At 40.2% G+C, this 24,170-nt stretch carries 18 protein-coding genes; 12 read left to right on the top strand and 6 right to left on the bottom strand.

The features are described from left to right. Positions 1–51: 51 nt before the first annotated feature. Entirely contained in the window at positions 52–1,158 is a 1,107-nt protein-coding gene (locus P3L47_RS11660) for a 6-bladed beta-propeller (RefSeq protein ID WP_277780884.1), read from the bottom strand. A 142-nt stretch (positions 1,159–1,300) separates the two neighbouring features. After that, complete coding sequence (locus P3L47_RS11655; RefSeq protein WP_277780883.1) at positions 1,301–1,561, bottom strand: hypothetical protein; 261 nt, start codon at positions 1,559–1,561, stop codon at positions 1,301–1,303. 255 nt (positions 1,562–1,816) lie between these two features. On the opposite strand from P3L47_RS11655, the gene P3L47_RS11650 reads away from it, so the two are divergent. The 12 genes from P3L47_RS11650 (at position 1,817) to P3L47_RS11595 (ending at position 20,539) form a co-directional block, all read left to right on the top strand. After that, the gene (locus tag P3L47_RS11650; protein WP_075556350.1) at positions 1,817–2,359 is read left to right on the top strand and encodes a DUF5063 domain-containing protein; all 543 of its coding nucleotides are present in this window, start codon (positions 1,817–1,819) and stop codon (positions 2,357–2,359) included. Then, positions 2,356–2,940, top strand: coding sequence for a 3'-5' exonuclease (locus P3L47_RS11645; protein WP_075556349.1), 585 nt, complete (start codon positions 2,356–2,358; stop codon positions 2,938–2,940). The genes P3L47_RS11650 and P3L47_RS11645 overlap by 4 nt, the downstream gene beginning before the upstream one ends. Beyond that, positions 2,941–4,125 carry a class I SAM-dependent rRNA methyltransferase gene (locus P3L47_RS11640; RefSeq protein ID WP_122360808.1) on the top strand — a complete coding sequence of 395 codons (1,185 nt, stop codon included), beginning with the start codon at positions 2,941–2,943 and terminating at the stop codon, positions 4,123–4,125. A gap of 544 nt (positions 4,126–4,669) precedes the next feature. Next, positions 4,670–5,233, top strand: coding sequence for an RNA polymerase sigma factor (locus P3L47_RS11635; RefSeq protein ID WP_277780882.1), 564 nt, complete (start codon positions 4,670–4,672; stop codon positions 5,231–5,233). Between the two features lie 125 nt (positions 5,234–5,358). Next, complete coding sequence (locus P3L47_RS11630) at positions 5,359–6,438, top strand: FecR family protein (RefSeq protein WP_277780881.1); 1,080 nt, start codon at positions 5,359–5,361, stop codon at positions 6,436–6,438. Between the two features lie 162 nt (positions 6,439–6,600). Continuing rightward, entirely contained in the window at positions 6,601–10,116 is a 3,516-nt protein-coding gene (locus tag P3L47_RS11625) for a SusC/RagA family TonB-linked outer membrane protein (protein WP_277780880.1), read from the top strand. Positions 10,117–10,132: 16 nt separating this feature from the next. Beyond that, positions 10,133–11,884 (top strand): RagB/SusD family nutrient uptake outer membrane protein, encoded by a 1,752-nt coding sequence (locus tag P3L47_RS11620; protein WP_277780879.1) that lies wholly within the window; start codon positions 10,133–10,135, stop codon positions 11,882–11,884. Positions 11,885–11,935: 51 nt separating this feature from the next. After that, positions 11,936–13,537, top strand: a complete 1,602-nt coding sequence (locus tag P3L47_RS11615) for an endonuclease/exonuclease/phosphatase family protein (protein ID WP_277780878.1) — start codon at positions 11,936–11,938, stop codon at positions 13,535–13,537. A gap of 96 nt (positions 13,538–13,633) precedes the next feature. Continuing rightward, positions 13,634–14,893: a cellulase-like family protein gene (locus P3L47_RS11610; protein ID WP_277780877.1), complete on the top strand. Its 1,260-nt coding sequence runs from the start codon at positions 13,634–13,636 to the stop codon at positions 14,891–14,893. A gap of 43 nt (positions 14,894–14,936) precedes the next feature. Beyond that, positions 14,937–17,129, top strand: a complete 2,193-nt coding sequence (locus tag P3L47_RS11605) for a glycoside hydrolase family 84 protein (RefSeq protein ID WP_277780876.1) — start codon at positions 14,937–14,939, stop codon at positions 17,127–17,129. 26 nt (positions 17,130–17,155) lie between these two features. Then, a complete protein-coding gene (locus tag P3L47_RS11600; RefSeq protein WP_277780875.1) occupies positions 17,156–18,196 on the top strand; it encodes an MBL fold metallo-hydrolase in 1,041 nt (346 codons plus the stop codon). A 57-nt stretch (positions 18,197–18,253) separates the two neighbouring features. Beyond that, complete coding sequence (locus P3L47_RS11595) at positions 18,254–20,539, top strand: beta-glucosidase (RefSeq protein ID WP_427910569.1); 2,286 nt, start codon at positions 18,254–18,256, stop codon at positions 20,537–20,539. Between the two features lie 131 nt (positions 20,540–20,670). Here the strand turns inward: P3L47_RS11595 and P3L47_RS11590 are convergent, their stop codons facing one another. The 4 genes from P3L47_RS11590 to hemG all read right to left on the bottom strand — a co-directional run bounded on the left by P3L47_RS11590 (position 20,671) and on the right by hemG (position 24,170). Further along, positions 20,671–22,005 (bottom strand): NADP-specific glutamate dehydrogenase, encoded by a 1,335-nt coding sequence (locus P3L47_RS11590; RefSeq protein ID WP_122360815.1) that lies wholly within the window; start codon positions 22,003–22,005, stop codon positions 20,671–20,673. Positions 22,006–22,167: 162 nt separating this feature from the next. Beyond that, entirely contained in the window at positions 22,168–22,350 is a 183-nt protein-coding gene (locus tag P3L47_RS23675) for a hypothetical protein (protein WP_122355590.1), read from the bottom strand. A gap of 13 nt (positions 22,351–22,363) precedes the next feature. Beyond that, on the bottom strand, positions 22,364–22,753 hold the full coding sequence (locus P3L47_RS11585; RefSeq protein WP_345799074.1) for a putative signal transducing protein: 390 nt from the start codon (positions 22,751–22,753) through the stop codon (positions 22,364–22,366). 43 nt (positions 22,754–22,796) lie between these two features. Continuing rightward, the gene (hemG, locus tag P3L47_RS11580; RefSeq protein ID WP_277780873.1) at positions 22,797–24,170 is read right to left on the bottom strand and encodes a protoporphyrinogen oxidase; all 1,374 of its coding nucleotides are present in this window, start codon (positions 24,168–24,170) and stop codon (positions 22,797–22,799) included.

The following is a 24,170-nucleotide window of genomic DNA, read 5'->3' as shown; positions in this document are numbered from 1 at the left end:
TCGTTTTTTGTTTACAATCAGACAATCCCTACCCACACAGTTATATATTTATCATTTTTTTAAATCACCGACAAATAAAATCGGATTATCATCAAACCCTCCGCCCAATTCTTCCGCAGGAAATGTCAATACTACTTTTTGTGGATTTAAAGAAGAGATATGAGATAAAAGATCGGGCAACTGATCCCCAATATATTTCTTATTTGTTGGAGAAAATGTACATCCGGTAATTTCGTCCACTTCTTTCAGTTCATGATTATAAAGGTAATACCTGTATTCATCCGGAATCATTTCCAAAAGTTGTCCCTCTGCATCCGTTGCATTCAACACATATTCAACTCTTGTAAGCATACAGTTATTCCCTGAAGAGAACAGGGTATTAAAGAAAATTTGATTCTCTTGGATATCTTTCTTATTGACATCGTCCACCCTCTTCTTTCCTTTTGAAAAAACAAATACAGGCAGATGCGTCGTCACATTATAAACAGTATCTTCATATAATCCCTGATAGAGTATGTCATCATTCAAAAAATACAGATTGATTGGTGATTGAACAAAAGGGCCATCGGGTTCTTCTATCTTTAAAGGTGCCGTGTCAAGTAAATTGCCCATCAAATCCTGGGTATAACAAGACTGGCTTTTATTACCTACATACGGAAAACACGTTATACCATTCGTATTAAATACAAAAGATTTTAGCATCTTCCGGACTGCTATTGGAACAACACCGATTGATCCGTCCTTCAATGATATAGAGTGTATATTCTCTGTATCAAATATTTCAAGATAATATAAGATTTGGTTTTCTTCATCAACCACACAATCTAATAAATAGTTAATTTCACCCGGACCGTTACCTCCCTGAGCAACATTCTTTATAAACTTACCATCATAATCAAACATCATAATTTTATTGGGCGAATAGACAATGATATATTCTTTACATGGATAAAAATGAGTAGCCTTATCAACCAAACAAAGCGAATCTGTTTCCAGAATCACTTTTCTCCATGAATCGACATATTCATCGAGATCAACACTCTTTTGAGGAAAGTCTCGGGAAGAGAAATCAACCGTATAAATAGTCCCCTTTTCCTTCGTACAGGATAACAGCGACATCAATGGAATTAGGCAATAAACAAAAATATGGGTTTTCATAAGCTGATCTTTTTAAGGTGTTTAATCCGGAATTTCTTTCAATCGTAAAACTACATAAAGAAAAACATTAAAACAACATCCACATCTTTTATTTTTCAATAGATCAAACATTTAAAATCAGAGATTACCAGATACCTCTTTTTTACCTCATAATAAAAGGATATTCTATTGTTAATTCATATACCCAGTCCGGATAACCACAATTGGGAAAACGAATCATTTTCAATTTTCCAGAACTACTGATCAAGACTAAAAACGTATAATCCAACGAAGGCGTATATAACTTCAGCACATTTCCCTCTTTTTCCCATTTTCCTTCTGGTACAGGCATGTTATTCCATTTCGATTTCACATTCTGCCACAAGCTACCATTTCCTAACGAATAAGATTGAGGATATTCCATAATTAGTTAAATGTACGGTTCATAATTATCAGCCGCTGATTTCATTCGTTACAAATATACAATAGAAAGCCTTGAATTATTCCGGTTATCCGTTATTTTTTTGACAATACTCAATAATAAAATTAGTTGACGATACGTTTTAAACTTTCACAATGTAAGGAGAAAGACCTTAATTAAGAATTAATAATTCTAATTATCGCAATATATTTGTTACTTTTGCAGGTTAGAAATCTTAGGTACACCATAAGAAGTAACATGGAAAAGGAAAACAACCCCATATACGAACGTAATACGCTGGAGTTTGTAACTGTAGCGCTGGAGTTTTGTACATTTGTTGAAACAGCCGGAGAAAAAGGCCTTTTCGACTTTGTGGACAAAGCGGTCAAACTATTGCCGTTACTTTATCTGAAAGCAACACTTTTGCCGGATGTCGAGCCGGACGAAGATGATGAACCGGAACTGACCGTTACGGAAGACATGTACGAGTCTGTCCGTACCCGGATTGCAGGATTGCTGGGAGAAAAGGATTCTTATCTGGAAACCTTTCATCCGGACATGCAGTACAGTGATACGCCTATCGCCGCTTTTATCTCCGAAAATATCGCCGATGTCTATCAGGATACCGGAAATTTCGTTTCACTTTTCCGTCAAGGAAACGAAGAAGTCATGCTTCAGTCTATTGCCTTATGCCGTACTAACTTCCAGGAGTTCTGGGGACAGCAGCTCCTTAACGCATTGAAGGCACTCCACGCTGCCCGTTACAGTGATGATGAAATTTTTGAAACGAACGAGGAATGATGACACAATATACACACACAATAACAAAAGAAGAAATATCTCTTCTTGAAATAGAAGAATTTTTAGGACGGATTATCGTGATCGACACAGAGAAAGACACGGATAAGGCTGTCAGCTATTTATCCGGATTCGAAGCGGTAGGTTTCGATACGGAAACACGTCCCAGTTTTAAAAAAGGGACACGCTATAAAATTTCATTGATGCAGATCTCCACAGATGAGGCCTGCTTCCTTTTCCGGCTGAACCGGATCGGTATTCCACAGTCGCTGGAAGATTTTCTTGTGAATGACAAAATACTGAAAATCGGGCTTTCCCTGCGTGACGATTTTGGTGCCATACGGAAACGGACTGACATCAAACCGGCCAACTTCCTCGATTTGCAGAATTATGTCGGCCAATTCGGAATTGAAGATGCCAGCTTGCAAAAGATATATGCCATCCTTTTTGATAAAAAAATATCGAAAGGACAGCGCCTAAGCAACTGGGAAGCCGATGTACTGACCGAACAACAAAAGAAATATGCAGCCCTCGACGCCTGGGCCTGCCTGAAAATATACAACCAATTGAATCAAGATAAATAAATGAGTTACTGTAAAGTTTTTCTCAAACCGAAAAAGGAAGAGTCGTTGCTTCGCTTTCATCCGTGGGTATTCTCCGGAGCTATCCAAAGCATTGAAGGTAATCCGGAAGAGGGTGACCTGGTAGAAGTGTATGGAACAAATCAGCGCTTCCTGGCTATCGGCCACTATCAGATCGGCAGTATTGCCGTGCGTGTTTTATCATTTAAGCAGATCTCGATCGACGCGAATTTCTGGGAAGAACGTATTCGTGTTGCCTACACGCTCCGTAAAGAACTGGAACTGGCAGAAGTGGAAAACAATGATACCTATCGTCTGATTCATGGTGAAGGAGACAACCTCCCCGGACTGGTCATCGACATTTATGCTCACACAGCCGTTATGCAGGCTCATTCGGTGGGTATGCATTATGCTCGTCATGATATTGCCGAAGCATTAAAAACTGTGCTGGGAGAAAATTTACAAAATATCTATTACAAATCGGAAGCAACTCTTCCCTACAAAGCCAATCTCGGAAGTGAAGATGGCTATTTATATGGTGGAGAGGTAGAAGATATTGCCACAGAGAACGGCTTGAAATTCTGCGTAGACTGGCAGAAAGGACAAAAGACAGGTTTCTTTGTAGACCAACGTGAAAATCGTTCGTTACTGGAAAAGTATGCAAAAGGTCATTCGGTATTGAATATGTTTTGCTATACGGGTGGTTTTTCTTTCTATGCCATGCGTGGCGGTGCCGAAGTGGTTCACTCGGTTGATAGTTCAGCCAAAGCGATTTCGCTGACGAATAAAAATGTGGAACTGAATTTCCCGGGAGATCTGCGTCATAAAGCATTTGCTGAAGATGCCTTCAAATACCTGGAAAAGATGGGAAGCAATTACGACCTTATCATTCTCGATCCTCCTGCATTTGCCAAACATAAGAATGTATTGCGCAACGCTTTGCAAGGATATCGCAAACTGAATGCGATCGCTTTTGAAAAGATCAAACCGGGAGGTATCCTGTTTACCTTCTCTTGTTCACAGGTAGTCAGCAAAGAGAATTTCCGCCTGGCAGTGTTCAGTGCTGCCGCACAATCAGGACGTAGCGTACGTATCCTGCATCAATTGACGCAGCCGGCCGATCATCCGGTCAATATCTACCATCCGGAAGGAGAATATCTGAAAGGATTGGTCTTATACGTAGAATAAAAAAGAGACTGATTTTTTCTATTCAAAATATATTACCCAGGTTTACGGTACTCAACGTATCCCTGGGTATTTTTTATGATTATCTTATCTTCCTTGTCTTTCATGACATAATATTAATGCCCATTTTTTGTCTAAAGTGAAGAAATATGCCTATTTTTGTAATGTTCGATAGAACAAATACATCTTAGAAAATTAGGAAGTGCCTTACTTTCGTTAAAATCGCCAGTTTTGACAGCACACAAGGCACAAGTCTCTGCTATATCTAGCGGGTTGCTTGTCTACGTGTGCTATGGGTTTCTGGCGATACCTAACGAAGTGTAGACAGTGATCCGCTTCTTTTTGTATTCAAAATATTAATAACGTCGTCATTGTAAAGTGATATACTGTGACCTTATATATTAAACATGAAAGAAAATATATCAAATATATGATTACATTTGTGGTATTTTGTAGTTAATAGTTAATCGAAATGTAATGCTATAAAAAGGAGTAATAGTTAAATTTGTAATAATTTACAGCTAGTATAATTGAAATAGCCAGGAGAATGTATCAAAAAACGGATGAAATAATATGGGACCTTTGTCTTAAAGGAGATCGTAAAGCTTTTGAAGTTTTATACAGGAGATATTATCCCATATTATATAATTACGGGAAGATATATTCGAAAGATACCGATCTCGTAAAGAATTGCCTGCAAAATTTCTTCGTTAAACTAATGTGCAACTACTCAAGCTTATCAGAAACAGCTTCCGTACGTTGTTATTTACTGAAAGCTTTCCGGTATGCCTTGTATAACGAATTGAAATCCGAACAAATCCGTAACGGCAAACTGGTCTGTTGTCCCGATGAGATCCTAACCGTCAAATCAGATCAATTTTTAGATGAAGAAGATCTGTCACCCCGGAATGAACTTATAAGCGCAGCCTTCAGAAAGCTGTCTTCCAAACAACAGGAGATCCTGTACCTCTATTATATCAGGGAGTTAACTCATGATGAAATAGCCAACCTGCTGAATATCAATTATCAGTCCAGCAAAAATCTACTTTTCAGATCGATTGCCAAATTAAGAGATTTACTTCTCTCCGATCCTTCCTTGAAGGATAAATAATACACTCCATATCAACGGCCATTCGATAACAAATGTTAAATACAACCATCTGAGTGTTAAATCACTGTTTGATTGAGTACCGTCGGAGCAGGCAAATTGTACTTAATATAAAAAGTACTGCTCGTATGGCTAAAAACAAAATACCAAAGACAGAGTTCGACAACGAGATGAAACAATTCATTTCACTGGTCAAGAAACACGAACAAGTTCCCGATATGGAAATAGAGGAAGCGTGGGCAAACGTGAAAGAATTGTCATCTGCCGGGTCCATAGAAAAGGATAAAAAGAAACCCCTTCGATATGTTCTTGCCGGATTATCTGTCGCCGCATCGATAGCCATCCTGTTCTTTATTTCTGTTCATTATAATCAATCGCAGGAAGAATCCTCTTTTCTTACTGAACTAGAAAAAGTAACTCCTATCGATAGCCTAAATCAGATATATCTAGTCCTTTCCCAAAATCAACAAGTTAAATTAGAAAACGAATCTCATGTCAATTATGATAAAGAGGGTAGCGTAACTGTAAACAACCAGTCTCCAAAAATTGCAGAAGATCTGACAAACGGAGCAAATAATCTAAACCACATAATCGTTCCTAAGGGAAAACGTACCCACATAACATTATCGGATGGGACAAAAATGTATGTAAATGCAGCAAGTCATGTTATTTATCCATCGATTTTCAGTGAAGACAAAAGAGAAATTGCAGTAGAAGGAGAGGTCTTTCTAGAAGTTGCCCATAATCCGAAAGTGCCTTTTATAGTAAAAACAAAAGGATTAGATGTAAAGGTTCTAGGTACTGTTTTTAATGTAACAGCCTATGAAGAAGATGATATCTCAGTTGTACTGGTTAATGGACGTGTGGAAGTAAACTCATCTGCAAAAGAAAAAATGATATTAAATCCATCCCAAATGGTTAATTGGAAAGCTGGTATTATGAAAAAAGAAGAGGTTGATGTAACAAAATATATCTGCTGGAAAGATAATGTCATGCTTTTAGAGATGGAAACTGTATCTAAAGTCCTGGATAATTTATCCCGTTATTATGGGATACCTATTTGGTATGATAAGAATATAGCCGACCGGAAACTATCCGGTAAACTAGACCTCTGTGAATCTATCGATGGAGTACTGGATATCGTAAAGATTTCAGCTTCATTGAATGTTGAAAAGATAAACGGTGGAGGATATCATTTCTATAAATAGGAACAAAAACGAGAATAAGAACAGAGAGTATTAACAAATAACAGATTTGCCTATGAAGAAGTAAAAATAAAAATAAAAAAGATCGGACACTGTTGGCGCAATTATCCGATCTATTTTGAGAAATAATCCTTAAGTTGTTTTAAAAGATTAATATACAAAGGTATGGAAAATATCACAGCAATTAATCGAAAAAAGATTAATTATGTAAAATTAGCATGTTTATTGATATCTTTAATATCATTTTCTTCATTAATTACCCATGCATCAAATCCCTCAGAAACCTCCGAGGAAGTATTGACTGTTCAGATGCAGAACAAAACATTGAAAGAAGTTTTTTCATATATAGAAAAAAACAGCAGCTATGTGTTTATATATGAAGAAGCCGTAGATCTTGAAAAAAAGATCAATGTCAATATTTCAGACAAATCCATTGAAGATATTATAAAAGAAGTCTTCTCTTCAAATGGTTTTTCTTATATTATCAAAGGCAGGCAAGTTATTGTAAAGAAAGCAAAAGAGACGAATTCATCTATTCCTGTTACTGCACAAAACGACATTGTTATACGAGGTACTGTGACAGACCATACAGGCATGCCGCTTGTCGGAGTAAATGTAATAGTAAAAGGAGCAACAATCGGAACCGTAACAGATATCGACGGTCACTTCGACCTGGCAAATGTTCCGAAAGAAGCTACCCTCCTGTTCTCATACATAGGTTACCAAAGTCAGGAAGTGAAGGTTCAAGAAACAATGACCATCAAACTAAAAGAAGACAATGAACTATTGGAAGAAGTGGTAGTTGTCGGATATGGTACTCAAAAGAAAGCTAATTTGACTGGTGCAGTAGATAAAATCTCTTCTGAAACAATGGACGCTTTACAGGTGAATACAATAGGAGAAGCTTTACAAGGACAAATACCCAATTTGAACATAGATATTGCGGATGGTAAACCTGGGCGTGATGCCAGTTTTAATATACGTGGAACCACATCTCTTAATGGAGGATCCCCTTTGATTATCATCGATGGCATACCTTCGAATGAAACCCAGCTGAACAATTTATCTCCACGCGATGTAGAAGATATATCCGTATTGAAAGATGCAGCATCTGCCGCAATCTACGGAGCTCGTGGTACATTTGGTGTTATTTTGGTACAAACTAAACGGGCAAAACAAGGAGAATTCAAAATCAGTTACAATAATCGTTTTGGTTGGAGCAAAGCAACTAAAATTGTAGAGCCTTACGGGAATGCCTCTGACTATCTGGATATTATACAAAATGAGTTTAATAATAATATCGGTCAATATGGTGTTATCAGTCAAGCTGAAATAGATTATGCACATCAAGCAGCTGCTGATCCGTCTTTACCGCCTTATAAATTTATACAGGAAGGAGGACAACAAAAATTAGTCGCAGGTGGGCATGTTCAAGATTTTTATCATGAATGGTTTAAAACCTATTCTCCTAAGCAAAGTCATCATATATCAATATCTGGAGGTGGTGAAAAATTACGCTATTTTGTATCCGGTGACTTTAATCATGAAGAAGGTGCCTTAAAATTAAAACCAGATAAAATTAATCGTTATACTATTCATTCAAATATAGTTTATGACATTAACAAAACAATCAGTTTTTTCAATAAATCTTCGTTTACCATCAGGGATGAAAAATTACCCAATATGTATGTGACCGGTTGGAGATCTAATATTTGGCGCTGGATGGAAATGTTTAATCACGCATTATGGCCAACGGATGTTGAAATAGATGGAAAAACAGTTGTTACTGAATCCGGTTTTTTAAAACGTTTTATCTCTGACTATTCCGATTATACCAAAAAGAGACATGAAATTTCGAATACATTAGGCTTGGATTTATCTTTTTTGAAAGGTGATTTAAAAATCCACGGTGATTTCACATATCAATATTCCAATTTACATACCCAACAATGGGGCGATGTTACTGGAGTCGGACAAGTATGGGCAGATAACAATGCTCTGTTAAATGCTTATGGAGCCAACTCTTACTTCAGAAGAAGTATGGAAAATGCTCGTAATATGAATGTGAATGCTTATGCCACTTATGATAAATCAGTAAAAGATCATCATTTTACCCTGATGGCCGGTATGAACTGGGAAGATTATGATTTTATCAATGAATATGCTGAGCGTAAAGATCCGCTAAGCATCAACGAACATTCACTTAACATGGGTACCGGTGAATTTACCGCCAGTGATTCAGATAGTAAATATGCCAACCAAAGTACATTCTTCCGCGTAAACTATGATTATATGAGTCGCTATCTACTGGAAATAAATGGTTGTTACAATATATCTTCACGTTTTGCCGCCGGGAATAGAGATGCCTTTTTTGCATCCGTCTCTAGTGGATGGAGGGTGTCAGAAGAAGCTTTTTTTGAGCCATTGAAAAAAACTATAGATAATTTAAAGCTAAGATTATCCTACGGATCATTAGGTAATCAGAATATAGGGGTATGGAGTTACCTGTCCATGTTGCAGATGACACAATCCAATTTTAATTTGGAAGGATCGCAAGTTAGCTATACCAACAATCCAAGTCCTAAATCTTCTAATTTTACCTGGGAAACGACAGAAACAATAGATGTCGGAGCTGACATTACTCTATTAAACAGATTATCGGCAACATTCGATTGGTACCAACGTACCACCAAAGATATGTTAACAAAATATCACTCGCTGCCTTCTGTATATGGAGCTACTGTACCGCAAGAAAATAATGCGACATTGAGAAACAGAGGCTGGGAAGTTTCACTAAACTGGAAAGATCAGTTTAAACTAGCCGACAAGAATTTTTCTTATGGTATTCGTTTAAGTCTATCTGATTACAAATCAATCATTACTGATTACTATAATCCGACTAATTATTTAGGCGATTATTATGAAGGAATGGAATTGGGTGAAATTTGGGGATTGAATACATTGGGATTATTTGCGACCGATGAAGAAGCCAAAAACAGTCCTATCCTAGATACAAACGGATATCGTCAATATATAGCTGCAGGATGTCTCAAATTTGAAGATGTAGATAAAGATGGTAAAATTAGCAGAAATAATTGGACATTGGATGACCATGGAGATTTTAAAATAATAGGAAACACTACTCCCCGTTATCAATATGGAATCACTTTGAATGCCGCCTGGAGTGGATTTGATCTCAATATATTCTTTAAAGGTGTAGGTAAAAGAGATATTTATCCTTCTGGAGAATCTGCCGCTTTTTGGGGACCATACAGTCGTAGATATACAATCATGCCTCAACATGTAGCAGATGACAGATGGACTGAAGAAAACCCGAACGCCTATTTCCCCCGTCCACAAGGATATATTGCCGGGAATGGTAATTACGATTTGAATGTGACACAAACTCGTTACCTACAAAACGCAGCCTATCTTCGTCTTAAAAATTTGGTAGTCGGATATACTATCCCCAAAGTATTGACACGAAAAGCCAAAATAGAAAATCTGCGTGTTTTCTTAAGTGGACAAAATTTATTTGAGTTTACCAAACTTCATGATTCATTGGATCCTGAAGGACTTGCACTTGATCCTGATGCTGAATCGGCTAGTGGCTGGGTAGGCATGGGTACTGCGTATCCCGTACAGAGAGTATTTTCTTTCGGTTTGGAAGTTCAGTTCTAATTAAATGATTAAAAGCATGAAAAAGATAATAATACTGATTATATGGGCTGTTTTTATGGCTTCTTGTAGCAATGACTACCTAGAAAGAATGCCTTCCACACAAGTGGGAGAGTCTCAAGACTTTTTTAACACAGCCAGTGGTTTGGAAATATATTCAAACAGTTTTTATAATTATATCGAATATACTTCCATCACAGAAGATATGAGTAGTGACAATTGTGAAAATTCAACAAGTCCGGCCGACATTCGCCTAGCCAACTATGTATTACCGACAGCTTTGGGCAGCGGGGGATGGAACTGGACCCAATTGCGTAACATCAATTATTTCATTGACAGATGTATGGCATCAATTGTCAGTGATGAAGTAAAAATGGAATACATTGCATTGGCCAAATATTTCCGTGCTCAATTTTATTACAATAAAATAAAAACATTTGGTGATGTTCCTTGGTATTCGCATCCTTTAGGAACGAACGAAGATGACCAATTATTTAAAGGACGTGATTCAAGAATACTTGTAATGGACTCGGTATTAAATGATTTGAATGACGCAGTAAATTATTTGCCAGAAAAGAAGTATAGGAATAGAATCTCCAAATATGCAGCTTTGGCATTAAAATCAAGAATATGTTTATATGAAGGCACTTGGCGAAAATATCATAAGGAAAAGGCTTATCCCGATGCTGAACGCTTCTTAACAGAAGCAGCCAATGCAGCAAAAGAACTGATGGATAAGAAGATTTATAGCTTATATTCTACCGGTGATGTAAAAAATGATTTCAGGAATCTGTTTCTAGCTCCGTCTGTTAGTTTAGATGAGGTGATATTGGCTTATTCTTTTGCTTCCGGTAAATATCATGCTTATACTTGTTTTTATACAATACCTTCCAGAGGAACATATGGAGCTACCCGTTCCTTAATATCAGACTTTGGCATGGATGATGGTCGTTCTTTCTACGAAGCATATCCAGATAAAGCGGTTCGTGATAAAATGTTATTTAGACAAGAAATGCAAAATAGAGATCCCAGGCTAACTCAATCTATCGTTTATCCAGGGTATGTGCGTACTGGTACGACAATCGTTAATGCTTGTGCCGATTTTACACAAACAAGAACCGGTTATCAAATCACCAAACGGGTCGGTGCTCCGTCAGAAGATGACGCAGGTGATGCACGCGATGTTATCATAATTAGATATGCTGAAGTCCTCCTGAATTATGCGGAAGCTAAAGCTGAGCTGGGAACACTGACACAAGAAGATGTGGATCTGACGATCAACATGCTTCGAAAAAGGGCAGGACTACCAGGGCGCTCTTTACCTTTTAAAACAGATGATTCACAACGTGAAATGTATAGAAATACGACAGATGAAAATGTGATGGAAGTCAGAAGAGAAAGACGTATCGAGTTAGCATTTGAAGGTTTCCGTAAACAGGATATCATAAGATGGGCCGAAGGTCATCTGTTCAGAAGTACATATGAAGGCATTTATGTAGAAGGGCTCAATCAACCTATTGACATGAATAATGATGGTAAACCAGATGTCTATTTTTATAATGGTGAAGCACCTGTCGATAAAATAGAAAATGTCATTTATATTGGTTTACAGGCCAAAAATGGTCTTTCAGAAGATACGGAAGGGCGTTTTATCCCATATAAAAATGCACTTCCTGCCTTTAGAGATTGGGAATACGTCAATCCTATCCCAAGTGAAGAATTGACTCTAAATAAAAATTTGGAACAAAATGCCGGTTGGGATCAACTATGATATAATATCGGCACAAAGATAGATTCATTTTCTAAAAAAAGAAGAATCGATATGATACGAAAACTAGTAAGTTTAGTAGGAGCATTTCTCTCTATAATAGAAATAAATGCTCAAAAAAACGACTTAATATTGCATAAAACATTTGATAATGAGATTGTCTGTTTTGATTCCATTGATATCAAAATTAAACATTCCGGGATTTCACGCGATGTATTTATGCCGGTCTATAGTCAAGGAATAAAAGGGTTAGCATTGGATTTAAGTGAAGATGTACCGATTCGCATACCACAAAGATTAGCTCCCGAAGAGACTCCCGATTATTCAAAGTCATTTTCTTTTGGGGTTTGGATACAAACAAAACCTGATGCTCGTCAAGGTACTGCCATTATGGGGAATAAAAAGAATTATCCTCCCCGATTACAAGCGCATACAGAAATACGCCATGTACAAGATGACTACGTATATAGTGATGAATCTGTCACTCCAGGATGGCTACTTGGATCGACAGATGAAGGTGGATGGTTTTTTCAGGCAGGGGATGGTAAATATTCGTATGCGTATGCTCCAACAGTCGAAAGACAACGTTTAAATGATGGAAAATGGCATTTCATTGCCATCAGCTTCGATCAGGATAAAAAAGAACTATGGCTCTATTGGGATGGTCATAATGTGGCAATTTATAATGTAGAGGAATTAGATTCAATAGTTAATGATTTGCCAACTGTTATCGGAGGAACAACCGAATACACCGAATGGGGACATCATCATTCAAGAGGAGAGTGGACAGCTTTTAATGGCAAAATCGATGAAGTCAGATTTTGGAAAGGAATCATTTCACCGGAAAGTGTGAAAGCAGAATATGTCAATTATTTTCCAATAGAAGATCACAGAGAAGCTCAATATGCACAAGACCGATTGAAAGTACAGGTATGGAATATTTGGCATGGCGGACATCGCTTCGGTCAACATGTTGGTGTCAAGAGGGTGATAGACGTTTTGAAAAGCGAAAATGCTGATATTATAGGACTGGTGGAAACATACGGGTCAGGAGCTGTTATTGCCGATTCTTTACAATATTATTACTACTTGATAAGTGACAATTTAAGTATTATGAGTCGTTATCCGATTGATTCAACCATCCAATTGTATAAATCATTCAGATCTGGAGGTGTGGTATTAAATTTGGACAATCAAAGACAACTAGCCTTTTTTGATATATGGCTTGATTGGAGAATTGACGAATACCGTTCAAATGACATCCGGGAAATAGAGAAAGTACTATCTAGATATGCAGGAAAATCCAATCAAATCCCAGTTATGGCTGTTGGTGATTTTAACTCCGGCTCCCATTTGGATAATTGGGGAAAGATTAATAATTCTCCTGACATCTCCTGGCCTTCCCTAACGATGATGAAAATGGGATTTGCTGATAGTTTTAGAGAAATGAACCGAGACTCGGATATCTATCCAGGATATACGTGGACTCCCATGACCAATTCGGCCTTGGAAAATCAGAAAAGTTTAAACCGAGTTGATTTTATTTATTATAAAGGAAAAAACTTAAAACTATATCGTTCCGAAACGATTAATCATCATCCGGTATTATGGCCTTCGGACCATGCCAGTGTGATCTCATATTTCTATATAAAATAGATTTATAGTAAGTTGTGTTTTTTATTATTTATAAAAAGAAGGCGAATTTACATGAATTAATTCGCCTTCTTAGCAATTTTACAAAAAACAACCAATATGGATAGAAGAAATTTTATCAAAAAAACTTCTCTTTTAACAATAAGTGGATTGTCCACTTATAAAGAAGCTCATTCTTCTAATAATAATGAACCAAATAAAGTTGACATAAAAGGGATTTCCCCTCGTGCTATAACGATGTGGGATTTTTCATGGTTAGAACGACGTTGGCCCGGAGCGGGATATGAAAATTGGGATAAAATATTAGATGAATTAGAAGAACGAGGATATAATGCTATTCGAATAGATGCATTTCCACATTTAATTGCTGAAAATCCAACTAAAAAATGGATACTAAAAGAAGTATGGAACCAACAAGTATGGGGTAGTCCTGATTTAAATGAAGTACAAATTCAACCTTCCTTAAATATATTTCTCATGAAATGCCAATCAAGAAATATCAAAGTAGGACTATCATCATGGTTTAGAGAAGACATCGACAATACAAGAATGAAAATCACATCCCCCGATAAATTGGCAGATTGTTGGATAAAAACATTACAATCAATAGAATGTAACGGGCTATTAGATACTATTTTATACGTAGACCTATGTAATGAGTGGCCTGGATATTTATGGGCACCATTTTTCACATCACAATATTCCTCAATTAAATGGGGTCAATGGTATAAAGAAGAATCATTATTATGGATAAAGAATGCATTAGAAAAGATAAAAAATAAATATCCTCAAATTCCATTTACATTTTCCTTTGATAATAAAGATATTGACAAATATGAAGAAATAGACACTGACTTCTTAGATTTATACGAACATCATATTTGGATGGTACAGCAAAACAACAATGAATTTTATAAACTTGTTGGATACAAAAATGGACAATTTTCACCAGATGCATACAAAAAAGTAGTGTCAAATGCCGAAAAATTGTACAGAGACAAACCTTCATATTGGCAAAAATTACTAACTGATAACATTCAACTAATAGCAAAAACTGCAAAAAAAAACAAAAGACCACTTATAACTACAGAATGTTGGGGTATTGTTGATTACAAAGATTGGCCTCTACTCTCATGGGATTGGGTTAAAGAGTTGTGTACATTAGGAACTGTGACAGCAGCTCAAACTGGAATGTGGGCAGGAATAGCCACCAGTAATTTTTGTGGACCTCAATTTACTGGAATGTGGAGGGATATAAATTGGCATCAAAACCTAACGAAATTAATCAAATCTTCCTCATTAGATGAATGCATTATTAATAAAAATGATGTAGCTGACAAACTATTAAAACGACTTTAAAACATAACTTTTTGAGTATATAAATATAAAAAACAATAAGAATATGAAACAGTATTTATCTCATTTATTGATAGGGTTACTATTAATTACATGTACCCCTAAAAAAAAACAAGAAATAAAGATTTATCCCATTCCACAAAGTATTCAATATAGTGGTGATTGCATAAATATACCTATGGACGGTTATCGACTGGAAGGAATCGCCTCCCCAGATTCTGATGCGATCAACTTACTAAAGCAATTATTTCCAATAACAGAACAAGCAAAACAAACTATTATCATCCAACAATTAGAAAAGACGGATAGTGAAATGCAACGTTCTGGAGCCTATACATTAGTAATAACAAAACAAGGCATCAATATCTACATTTATGACGACCGTTCTCTCTTTTATGCCGCACAAACATTGTCCCAGTTAATCAAAGACGAAAAGAAGCTCCCCGTTTGTACGATATGGGATTATCCGGACATTGTTTTCAGAGGTGTTGTCGAAGGTTTTTATGGTACTCCGTGGTCTTTTGAGAACCGGGTGGAACAGATGCGTTTTTATGGACGGATGAAGATGAATACCTACATTTTCGGACCTAAGGACGATCCCTACCATCGTTCACCCTATTGGCGTATCCCCTATCCGGAAGATCAGGCAAAGAATATTCGCGAGTTATTGGCTGAAGCTAAAAGGAATAAGGTCGATTTTGTTTGGGCATTGCATCCCGGCATGGATATCCGATGGAATAATGCGGACCGGCAAGCTGCGATAAAGAAGCTGGAGAGTATGTATGACCTGGGAGTCCGGGCATTTGCCGTCTTTTTCGATGATATCGAAGGCGACGGAACGGATGCAGCCAGGCAGGCCGCCTTTATGAATTATCTGAAACAGGAATTTGTCGACAGGAAAGGAGATATCCGGCAACTGATACTCTGCCCGACCGAATATAATAAAGACTGGGCAAAGACGGATTACCTGGATATACTGGGGGAACAGCTAGACCCTTTTATCCATATCATGTGGACCGGCGACAAAGTGGTAAGCGATATTACGCATGAAGGACTCGAATGGGTAAACAAGCGGATCAAACGGCCTTGCTATGTCTGGTGGAACTTCCCGGTAAATGATTATTGCCTGGCTCATTTATTGATGGGACCTGTGTATGGACTGGATAAAAACACGGCTTCCGATATGTATGCATTCGTATCGAACCCGATGGAGTTTGCCAAAGCAAGCAAAGTCGCTCTTTGGAGCGTTTCCCAATTTACCTGGAATATGGATCGGTTCGATCCGAAACAGAGCTGGAATACGGCGTGTGAGTCTCTCGTACCTGAAGCACCCGATGCATTCCGTCTTTTCTGTGAGCACAATGCGGATATCGGTCCCAACACATGGATGTTTTTCAGGGAAGAATCTTTCAATTCGAGCGATCTGATCAGCCGGTTCGAACAATCGTTATCTGCCGGAAAATACCTGAAAAAAGAGGCTTTCGAGATTACAGACTTGTTTATGCAGATAAAAAAAGCTCCGGGTATCATCAAAAGCAGTGCAACGAATAAGCAACTGATAAAAGAAATCGATCCCTGGCTGACACAAACGGGCAATGTCGGAGTGGCCGGCATAGCGACAATGAAAATGTTGGATTTAGCAGACAAGCACGATACGGAAGGATGTCGGAAAGCGTATAAAGAGGTAAAAGAAGCCTTGAATACGATTGCTGTATTCAGCCGGCCTTATCGCCGGGGAGAGCAGGATGGCATCAGAAGCGGTTCGCAGGTTTTATTACCTTTTATCCGTCAGATGCTGCAATATGTAGAAAACTCATTGTTGACAGACGAAAAACCGAAAGAGGTGCCTGAAGTTCTGGCCGGTTCAAAAGAGATGGGCGAATTATCCTGTTATTGCGAAGACGATGTAGTGGGTTTAACCCCTCATTTTCCATTGGTGACAATAGCTCCCGGGGAATACTTCGGCTTCCGGGTAGAGAAAAGCAAGCAACCGGTTGCATTGGTCTATGATTTACGTAAAAGTAAATCCAAAGGACGTGCTTTCCAGGGTTCTATCGATGGAAAGGTGTGGTTCACATTCCTGAAAGCAGGGGCAGACCGGATGGATACTATTCCTATCCATGAGCCACGCATCCGTTATATTCGCTGCCTCAATCAATCACAGTCGGATATGTCGGTAGGAATCGGCAGGTTTGCTGTATTGACAAAATCCGATACACTCAGTCACAAGCAAGAATAACGTTTTACTAAATAACTAATTACGATATGAAAAAGATATTCTGTACACTATTATGCATGGGAGGTTTCTGTGCCTCTCTATTAATTCCCGAAGGTCTGAACGCTCAGGAAAAGAACGCCATAGAAAAGAGTGTCTTTTGGGGTAATTCGGAAGTATATCTGAATAAACAGGCCTTCCGGATGTTCGATCTGATCGATCAGGCATTAACGGAAAATCCTCCGGTGCCGGGTGCTCCGATGATTAGAAAACTGGCTCTTTATAATCTGGATGCCATGCTTCATGAGACCAGATATGACGATAGCGAACCACTCTATAGTTTCATCGACTCACGGATTAATAAGGTCATTGCTGATCTTTCCAATCCGGTAAAGCAAGGGATGAAAGTTTATAAAATCTATAATGACGGCTTTGTTGCCCGTACCGGTTCGGTCACCCTGGCATTTGATGTTGTCAGGGGAGCCTGCAAAGGAAAGAATCTGATCTCTGACGCATTGATTCAGCAAATTGTCGACCATTGCGATGTTTTGTTCCTTACTCATAATCATGGCGATCATGTCGACCCGGTAGTCGTCGAAATGTTCCTGAAAGCAGGAAAACCGGTTGTCGCACCGACAAATATATTACCGGATAAGAAGGGTATACAACATGAACGTTCCGACAAAATGATCGATAAGAAGATGAAACTGGATAAAAACAAAAATATCCGGGTGAAAATATTCCCCGGTTACCAGGATAAGTTGATGAACAATATTTATGTGGTAACGACGGATGAAAAGAAGACAGTCGCCCATATCGGGGATCAATATAATAAGGAGGATATGGAATGGATTGTCAACATTAAAAAGGATATTCCTCAACCGGATATATTGATCGTAAACTGCTGGACGCATCGGATGAGCGATTTGGTCGACGGATTCAATCCCAGGTTGGTCGTTACCGGACATGAAAATGAGATGGGACATACGATCGACCATCGGGAAGCTTTTTGGCTGACCTTCCAGAAAATGGAACAGATCAGCAAAGATTATCTGGTCATGGGTTGGGGCGAGTGGTTTCAATGCCATTGACAAGAGAGAATGATCAATCAGAGATAAAAATAATCATAACTATATCGTATGACGAAAATAAAAATGAAACTAATAGGTTTTACGGCAGCAGCTATGGTTGCTTCTGTTTCCGTTAGTGCCAAGGTTCCCAAATTGAAAGTAAACAATATCGACGCGGTTATCAAAGCGATGACCATCGAAGAGAAAGCAGACCTGATCGTCGGAGCCCGTATGTATCATCAGGATGAAAATGCGGCACCTCATATTAAAGAGTCCTGGAAAGTAGTACCCGGTGCTGCCGGACGCATTAACCCGGTTCCCCGTGTCGGAATCCCTTGTGTGGTTCTTTCGGACGGACCAGCCGGTTGTGGCATTTTGCCGGTCGAAGGGGAGGAAAATTATTTCTGTACCCACTTCCCTATCGAGACTTTACTGTCTTCAACCTGGGATGTCGACCTGGTCAGGAATGTAGGGGAAGTGATCGGCAACGAAGCGAAGGAATATGGGGTAGACGTGCTGTTGGCTCCTGCCATCAACATTCATCGCCATCCGTTGTGCGGTCGTAACTTCGAATATTTCAGTGAAGATCCATTGCTGGCGGGAAAGATGGCTGTAGCCTATGTAGACGGGGTACAAAGCAACGACATAGGAACTTCTGTAAAACATTTTGCTGTCAATAACCAGGAAACCAACCGTATGAACAACAATGCTATCGTCTCACCCCGGGCACTGCGTGAGATCTATCTGAAAGCCTTCGAGATCGTAGTCAAGGAGAGCCAGCCCTGGACCATCATGAGTTCGTATAATCGTATCAACGATGTATATGCCTCGGAAAGCCCGGAGTTGATCACAACTATACTTCGTGACGAATGGGGATATAAAGGTACGGTGATGACCGACTGGTGGGGAGGAGCCGACGGAGCAGCCCAGATGATTGCCGGAAACGATATGATCGAACCGGGCACAAAAGAACAGGCAGCCCACATCATAGAAGGAGTAAAAAACGGTACGCTCGATGAAGCCGTAGTCGACCGCAATGTCAGGCGCATCCTGGAGTTGGTGGTCAGAACTCCCCGTTTCAAAGGTTATAAATATTCCAATAATCCCGACATGAAAGCTCATGCCACCGTTACCCGGCAGTCGGCCACCGAGGGTATGGTTCTTTTGAAGAATGAAAAGCAGGCTCTTCCCTTGTCTCCGAAAGATAAGAACATTGCATTGTTCGGCGCTGTTTCTTATAATTTTTTCTCAGGCGGTACGGGTTCGGGTGATATCAATCGTCCTTATGTAGTGTCGCTGCTAGACGGATTGAAAAATCAACAGATCGTTGTCGACGATAATATCAAAGCGATCTATCAGGCTTACAACAGACCTCAAGAGCAAGGGGAACAAATGCGTATCAACGAGATGCCGATGGATACAGCTATCATCAAGTATGCCGCAAAGAACAATGACATGGCTATCATCACATTCGGCCGTATCTCCGGCGAATATATCGATCGTGTTTCTTCCGACTTCTTCTTGTCGGACACTGAACGGGAATTAGTGAAAAATGTTACCCGTATCTTCCACGAGGCCAATAAGAAGGTCGCTGTCGTACTCAATGTTGGCGGTGTGATCGAGACTCAAAGCTGGAAAGAGATGCCCGACGCAATCCTGCTGTCATGGCAGGCCGGACAGGAAGGTGGAAACTCCGTTGCCGATATCCTTACCGGCCACGCCAATCCTTCCGGTAAGCTTCCTATGACCTTCCCGGTAACTTTGAGTGACCACTGGAGCTCGTTGAATTTCCCGATCGACCAGAAGATCGACCGCCGCTGGTCGGTTAAGACGGGACTAACCCACGAAACCAAAAATGTAGACTATACCATCTACGACGAAGGTATCTATGTCGGTTACCGCTGGTTCGACACTCGGAACCTGCAAGTGAGCTATCCTTTCGGCTACGGTTTGAGCTACACGACTTTTGAATATGGTAAGCCTTCGGTGAAACAGGACAATGGAAAAGTAATCGTTGAAGTAACGGTAAAGAACACAGGGAAAGTTGCCGGAAAAGAAGCGGTTCAACTCTATGTAGAGGCTCCCGCCGGAAAATTGGACAAACCTGTTCACGAGCTCAAAGCATTCGGTAAAACCAAGATGTTACAACCCGGAGAAAGTCAGGTAATAACACTCGCTGTCCATACAGACGACCTGGCTTCGTTCGACGAAGATGCCTGCGCCTGGGTAACCGATGGCGGTAGATATAAGTTTGTCGTAGCTGCCTCGTCACGCGATCCACGCGGCGATGTGATGGTCGATGTCAGTCCTTCGACACGCAAGGTTAACAATGTACTCAATCTACCTGCTGCATTTAAAAAGTGATCAGTTCAATCAACAGGCAACACACAACAAAAAAAGGAAGCTCGATGAGCTTCCTTTTTTTACATGACCAAATAACCACAGATTGTTTATTTGGCAAACAACTCCTTATTAATAAATTCCAAATATCGGTTTTATAGGATACCTTGAGCCATCATTGCTTTTGCAACCTTCATGAAGCCGGCAACGTTTGCACCCTTCACATAGTTTACAGTACCGTCGGCCTGTGTTCCGTATTTCACACACTGTTCGTGGATAGACTTCATGATACCTTTCAGTTTTTCGTCTACTTCTTCTCTTGTCCAGCTCAGTTTCATGGCATTCTGAGTCATTTCCAGACCCGATACAGAAACACCACCGGCATTAGCAGCCTTACCCGGAGCATACAGGATCTTAGATTCCAGGAATGCATCGATCGCTTCCGGAGTAGAAGGCATGTTTGCTCCTTCCGATACAGCGAAACATCCGTTTGCCAGTAAAGTCTTGGCATCGTCACCATTCAATTCGTTCTGAGTAGCACTCGGCATGGCAATATCGCATTTTTCACCCCAAGGACGGCCACCCTGTACATATTTACAACCATATTTTTCTGCATATTCACGAATACGTCCGCGGTACAGATTCTTCAGTTCCATGATATAATCCAGTTTTTCACGGTCGATGCCGTCCGGATCATAGATGTAACCGTCGGAGTCAGACATTGTAACCGGCTTAGCTCCCAGTTCGATCAGCTTTTCAACTGTATACTGAGCAACATTACCTGAACCAGACACGGCTACCACTTTACCTTTGATATCGATATTACGAGTATTCAGCATTTCCAGCAGGAAGTAAACGTTACCGTAACCAGTTGCTTCCGGACGGATCAGTGAACCACCAAATTCGATACCTTTACCAGTGAATGTACCTGTGTTTTCGCGAGCCAGCTTTTTGTACATACCATACATATAAGCCACTTCACGTCCGCCAACACCGATATCACCGGCAGGAACATCTGTGTCAGGACCAATATGGCGCCACAATTCCATTACGAATGCCTGGCAGAAACGCATGATCTCAGCGTTTGACTTGCCGCGCGGGCTGAAGTCGGCACCACCTTTACCACCACCCATCGGCAGTGTAGTCAGAGAGTTCTTGAAAGTCTGTTCGAAAGCCAGAAACTTAAGGATAGACTGATTTACCGAAGCATGGAAACGGATACCGCCTTTGTACGGACCGATCACGTTGTTATGCTGGATACGATACCCCATGTTTGTCTGTACCTGTCCTTTATCGTCCACCCATGTTACACGGAATGAGAAAATACGATCAGGAATACAGAGGCGCTCGATCAGGTTGCTTTTTTCAAATTCAGGATGTTCGTTATAGGCCTCTTCAATGGTGCCTAAAACTTCAGCAACTGCCTGATGATACTCGGGTTCGTTAGGAAATCTTCTTTTTAAGTTGTCTAAAACTTCATTTGCCTTCATAAGAACTGTTTATTTAGAATGTTATACCAATTTGCTATTTAACGTCCTTCATTCAAGAACGTCGCAAAGGTAAGCCATTTTTTCAAACCAGCAAATATTTGAAAGAAAAAATGATAAAAAAATATCATTTAGACATTTTAAAGAAGCAATTACGACGAAATGTCATTCATTTCTACGTTTTATATTTTTATAGACAGGAACGAACACAATGATAGCGGATGCTACCAAAGCAAAAATCACATCAAATGTGATCTCTTCACTGTAAACTAGCAGCATGTAGGCCAAGACACCCCATAAAAGGGTGAGACATACCGCCTGACTATTTGTTATCTTTCTACGGGCCATTAGTTACATTTGTTTAGTTAGACGAAAGTTGTGATCCCAAAAAGATCAATAATACCAAAAATACAGCTATAACACCAAATAAGATGACAATTTGCTTTTCCAGCGTGTAATTACGTAGAAAAGGGATATGACGAGCCCAACCGGCGACGACCTGTATCTGCTCTGCTTCTTCATCTTCCTCCGGGATATCATACCCACCGGCTTTCATAACCTCCAAAGCTTCAGGCACATCGCTTTCCAGTATCTCCACACGGGCACCACCGACATCCACATAGCAGGCATATAACTGACTCGTGTATTCGTTTCGCAGATAACACTCGATCCCTTCCGATTTGAGCAACGCTATCAACGTTTGTGCCTCGGCCGGGTATTGAAACCGTGCAATCTCGACCATCTTATCCATATCATCCATGAGCTTGTCTTTTTGCAAAGAAAGTGAATTTGACTTACATGAGCAAGTTTTCCGCGATACCTGTTGCCTGCCGGATGCGATCCGCCATACCGATACCGCCTTTGATATTGCCTGCCAGGATCAAGCCGGGATAGCGTGTTTGCAACTTATCGATCGTGGCAAAACGTTCACCACTACTTAATTCATATTGCGGAATGGCATGTGCATGACGGAAAATACGGATCATATCCGGTTGCATCCCGATCGGAAACTTCAACATGGCATGAAATTCGTGTGTAACGAGCCCTTTCAACTCGTCATCGGTCAAACCGGTCAGCTCTGATCGTTTAACACCGCCGATAAAGAAAGAGAAGAGAGCCCCTTCTTTCGGTGCACGGTTATCAAAACAAGCTGCCGGGAAAAGAATCCCCAGCACATCCCGCTTCTCACAGGAGGGAACCAGCCCTCCGAAAGCATTAAAATGCAACTGTCCCGTATTGCGAACACCGACACTGACCTGCACAACCGGAGCATACTGCAGGTTACTGATCTTATCCATATCTTCCCGGGGAACAAACGGCAATAGCTCTGGTAATGTATAAGCACCACAGGTCGTTACCACCTTATTGGCATGGAGGGTCTGCTCTCCTTCCGAAGTCCTGTAAGTAGCCTGCCAGCCATTCTCCGACGGACGAATCGTAACACCGGAAGCCGATACCGTGATATTCCGGCGGCCGATGGATTCTTCCATTGCCTTTACCAGATTCTCCAAACCACCGACTGCCGAAAAGACCTTTTTCGTAGCCAACCGGTCGCGGTCCGTTTTAGGTTGCCGGGCTTTGGCAATCGTTCCTTTGATAAATCCTCCGTATTGTTGTTCCAGATTGTATAATTTAGGCAAAGCATAACGGGTTACCAGCTTCAGCGGATCCCCGGCATACACTCCGGATAAGAACGGATCGACCGCATAGTTCAGGAAAGACTTCCCCAAACGCCGGGCAGCCAACTCCCCTACCGACTCGTCCGGATTCGTACCTTTGGCACGAAACGGTTCTCCCAGGATACGGAACTTGTCGCCCAACGTAAATAAAGGAGTCGTCACGGCACTGAACAAGCCTGAAGGTAAAGCACGAAAAGAATCTCCTTTCCAGATCAGGCGACGCTTGGCTTCCTCGTGTGCCGTCTCCAGCTCACAGGTCGGAGACAGAGCAGAAAACAACTCCGCCACCTCCGGATAAGAAACGACTCCCGTATTAGGACCGCTTTCAAAAATAAAACCGTCTTCCCGAAACGTATGTATCTGTCCTCCTATCCGGTCGTTGCACTCCAAAATATGTACTTGTTTTCCACCCCGTACCAGATGAAAGGCAGTAGTCAGACCGGTCAGGCCGGCTCCGATGATCAGAATATCCGTAGTATGCTGTTCCAT

The organism is Parabacteroides chongii (assembly GCF_029581355.1).
GTDB classification, from domain to species: domain Bacteria; phylum Bacteroidota; class Bacteroidia; order Bacteroidales; family Tannerellaceae; genus Parabacteroides; species Parabacteroides chongii.
This window is presented reverse-complemented; position numbering and strand designations above follow the sequence as displayed.

Coding starts and splice junctions, on each gene's coding strand:
- P3L47_RS11660 (WP_277780884.1), bottom strand. CDS start 1,158: ATGAAAACCCATATTTTTGTTTATTGCCTAATTCCATTGATGTCGCTG.
- P3L47_RS11655 (WP_277780883.1), bottom strand. CDS start 1,561: ATGGAATATCCTCAATCTTATTCGTTAGGAAATGGTAGCTTGTGGCAG.
- P3L47_RS11650 (WP_075556350.1), top strand. CDS start 1,817: ATGGAAAAGGAAAACAACCCCATATACGAACGTAATACGCTGGAGTTT.
- P3L47_RS11645 (WP_075556349.1), top strand. CDS start 2,356: ATGATGACACAATATACACACACAATAACAAAAGAAGAAATATCTCTT.
- P3L47_RS11640 (WP_122360808.1), top strand. CDS start 2,941: ATGAGTTACTGTAAAGTTTTTCTCAAACCGAAAAAGGAAGAGTCGTTG.
- P3L47_RS11635 (WP_277780882.1), top strand. CDS start 4,670: ATGTATCAAAAAACGGATGAAATAATATGGGACCTTTGTCTTAAAGGA.
- P3L47_RS11630 (WP_277780881.1), top strand. CDS start 5,359: ATGGCTAAAAACAAAATACCAAAGACAGAGTTCGACAACGAGATGAAA.
- P3L47_RS11625 (WP_277780880.1), top strand. CDS start 6,601: ATGGAAAATATCACAGCAATTAATCGAAAAAAGATTAATTATGTAAAA.
- P3L47_RS11620 (WP_277780879.1), top strand. CDS start 10,133: ATGAAAAAGATAATAATACTGATTATATGGGCTGTTTTTATGGCTTCT.
- P3L47_RS11615 (WP_277780878.1), top strand. CDS start 11,936: ATGATACGAAAACTAGTAAGTTTAGTAGGAGCATTTCTCTCTATAATA.
- P3L47_RS11610 (WP_277780877.1), top strand. CDS start 13,634: ATGGATAGAAGAAATTTTATCAAAAAAACTTCTCTTTTAACAATAAGT.
- P3L47_RS11605 (WP_277780876.1), top strand. CDS start 14,937: ATGAAACAGTATTTATCTCATTTATTGATAGGGTTACTATTAATTACA.
- P3L47_RS11600 (WP_277780875.1), top strand. CDS start 17,156: ATGAAAAAGATATTCTGTACACTATTATGCATGGGAGGTTTCTGTGCC.
- P3L47_RS11590 (WP_122360815.1), bottom strand. CDS start 22,005: ATGAAGGCAAATGAAGTTTTAGACAACTTAAAAAGAAGATTTCCTAAC.
- P3L47_RS23675 (WP_122355590.1), bottom strand. CDS start 22,350: ATGGCCCGTAGAAAGATAACAAATAGTCAGGCGGTATGTCTCACCCTT.
- P3L47_RS11585 (WP_345799074.1), bottom strand. CDS start 22,753: ATGGATAAGATGGTCGAGATTGCACGGTTTCAATACCCGGCCGAGGCA.
- hemG (WP_277780873.1), bottom strand. CDS start 24,170: ATGGAACAGCATACTACGGATATTCTGATCATCGGAGCCGGCCTGACC.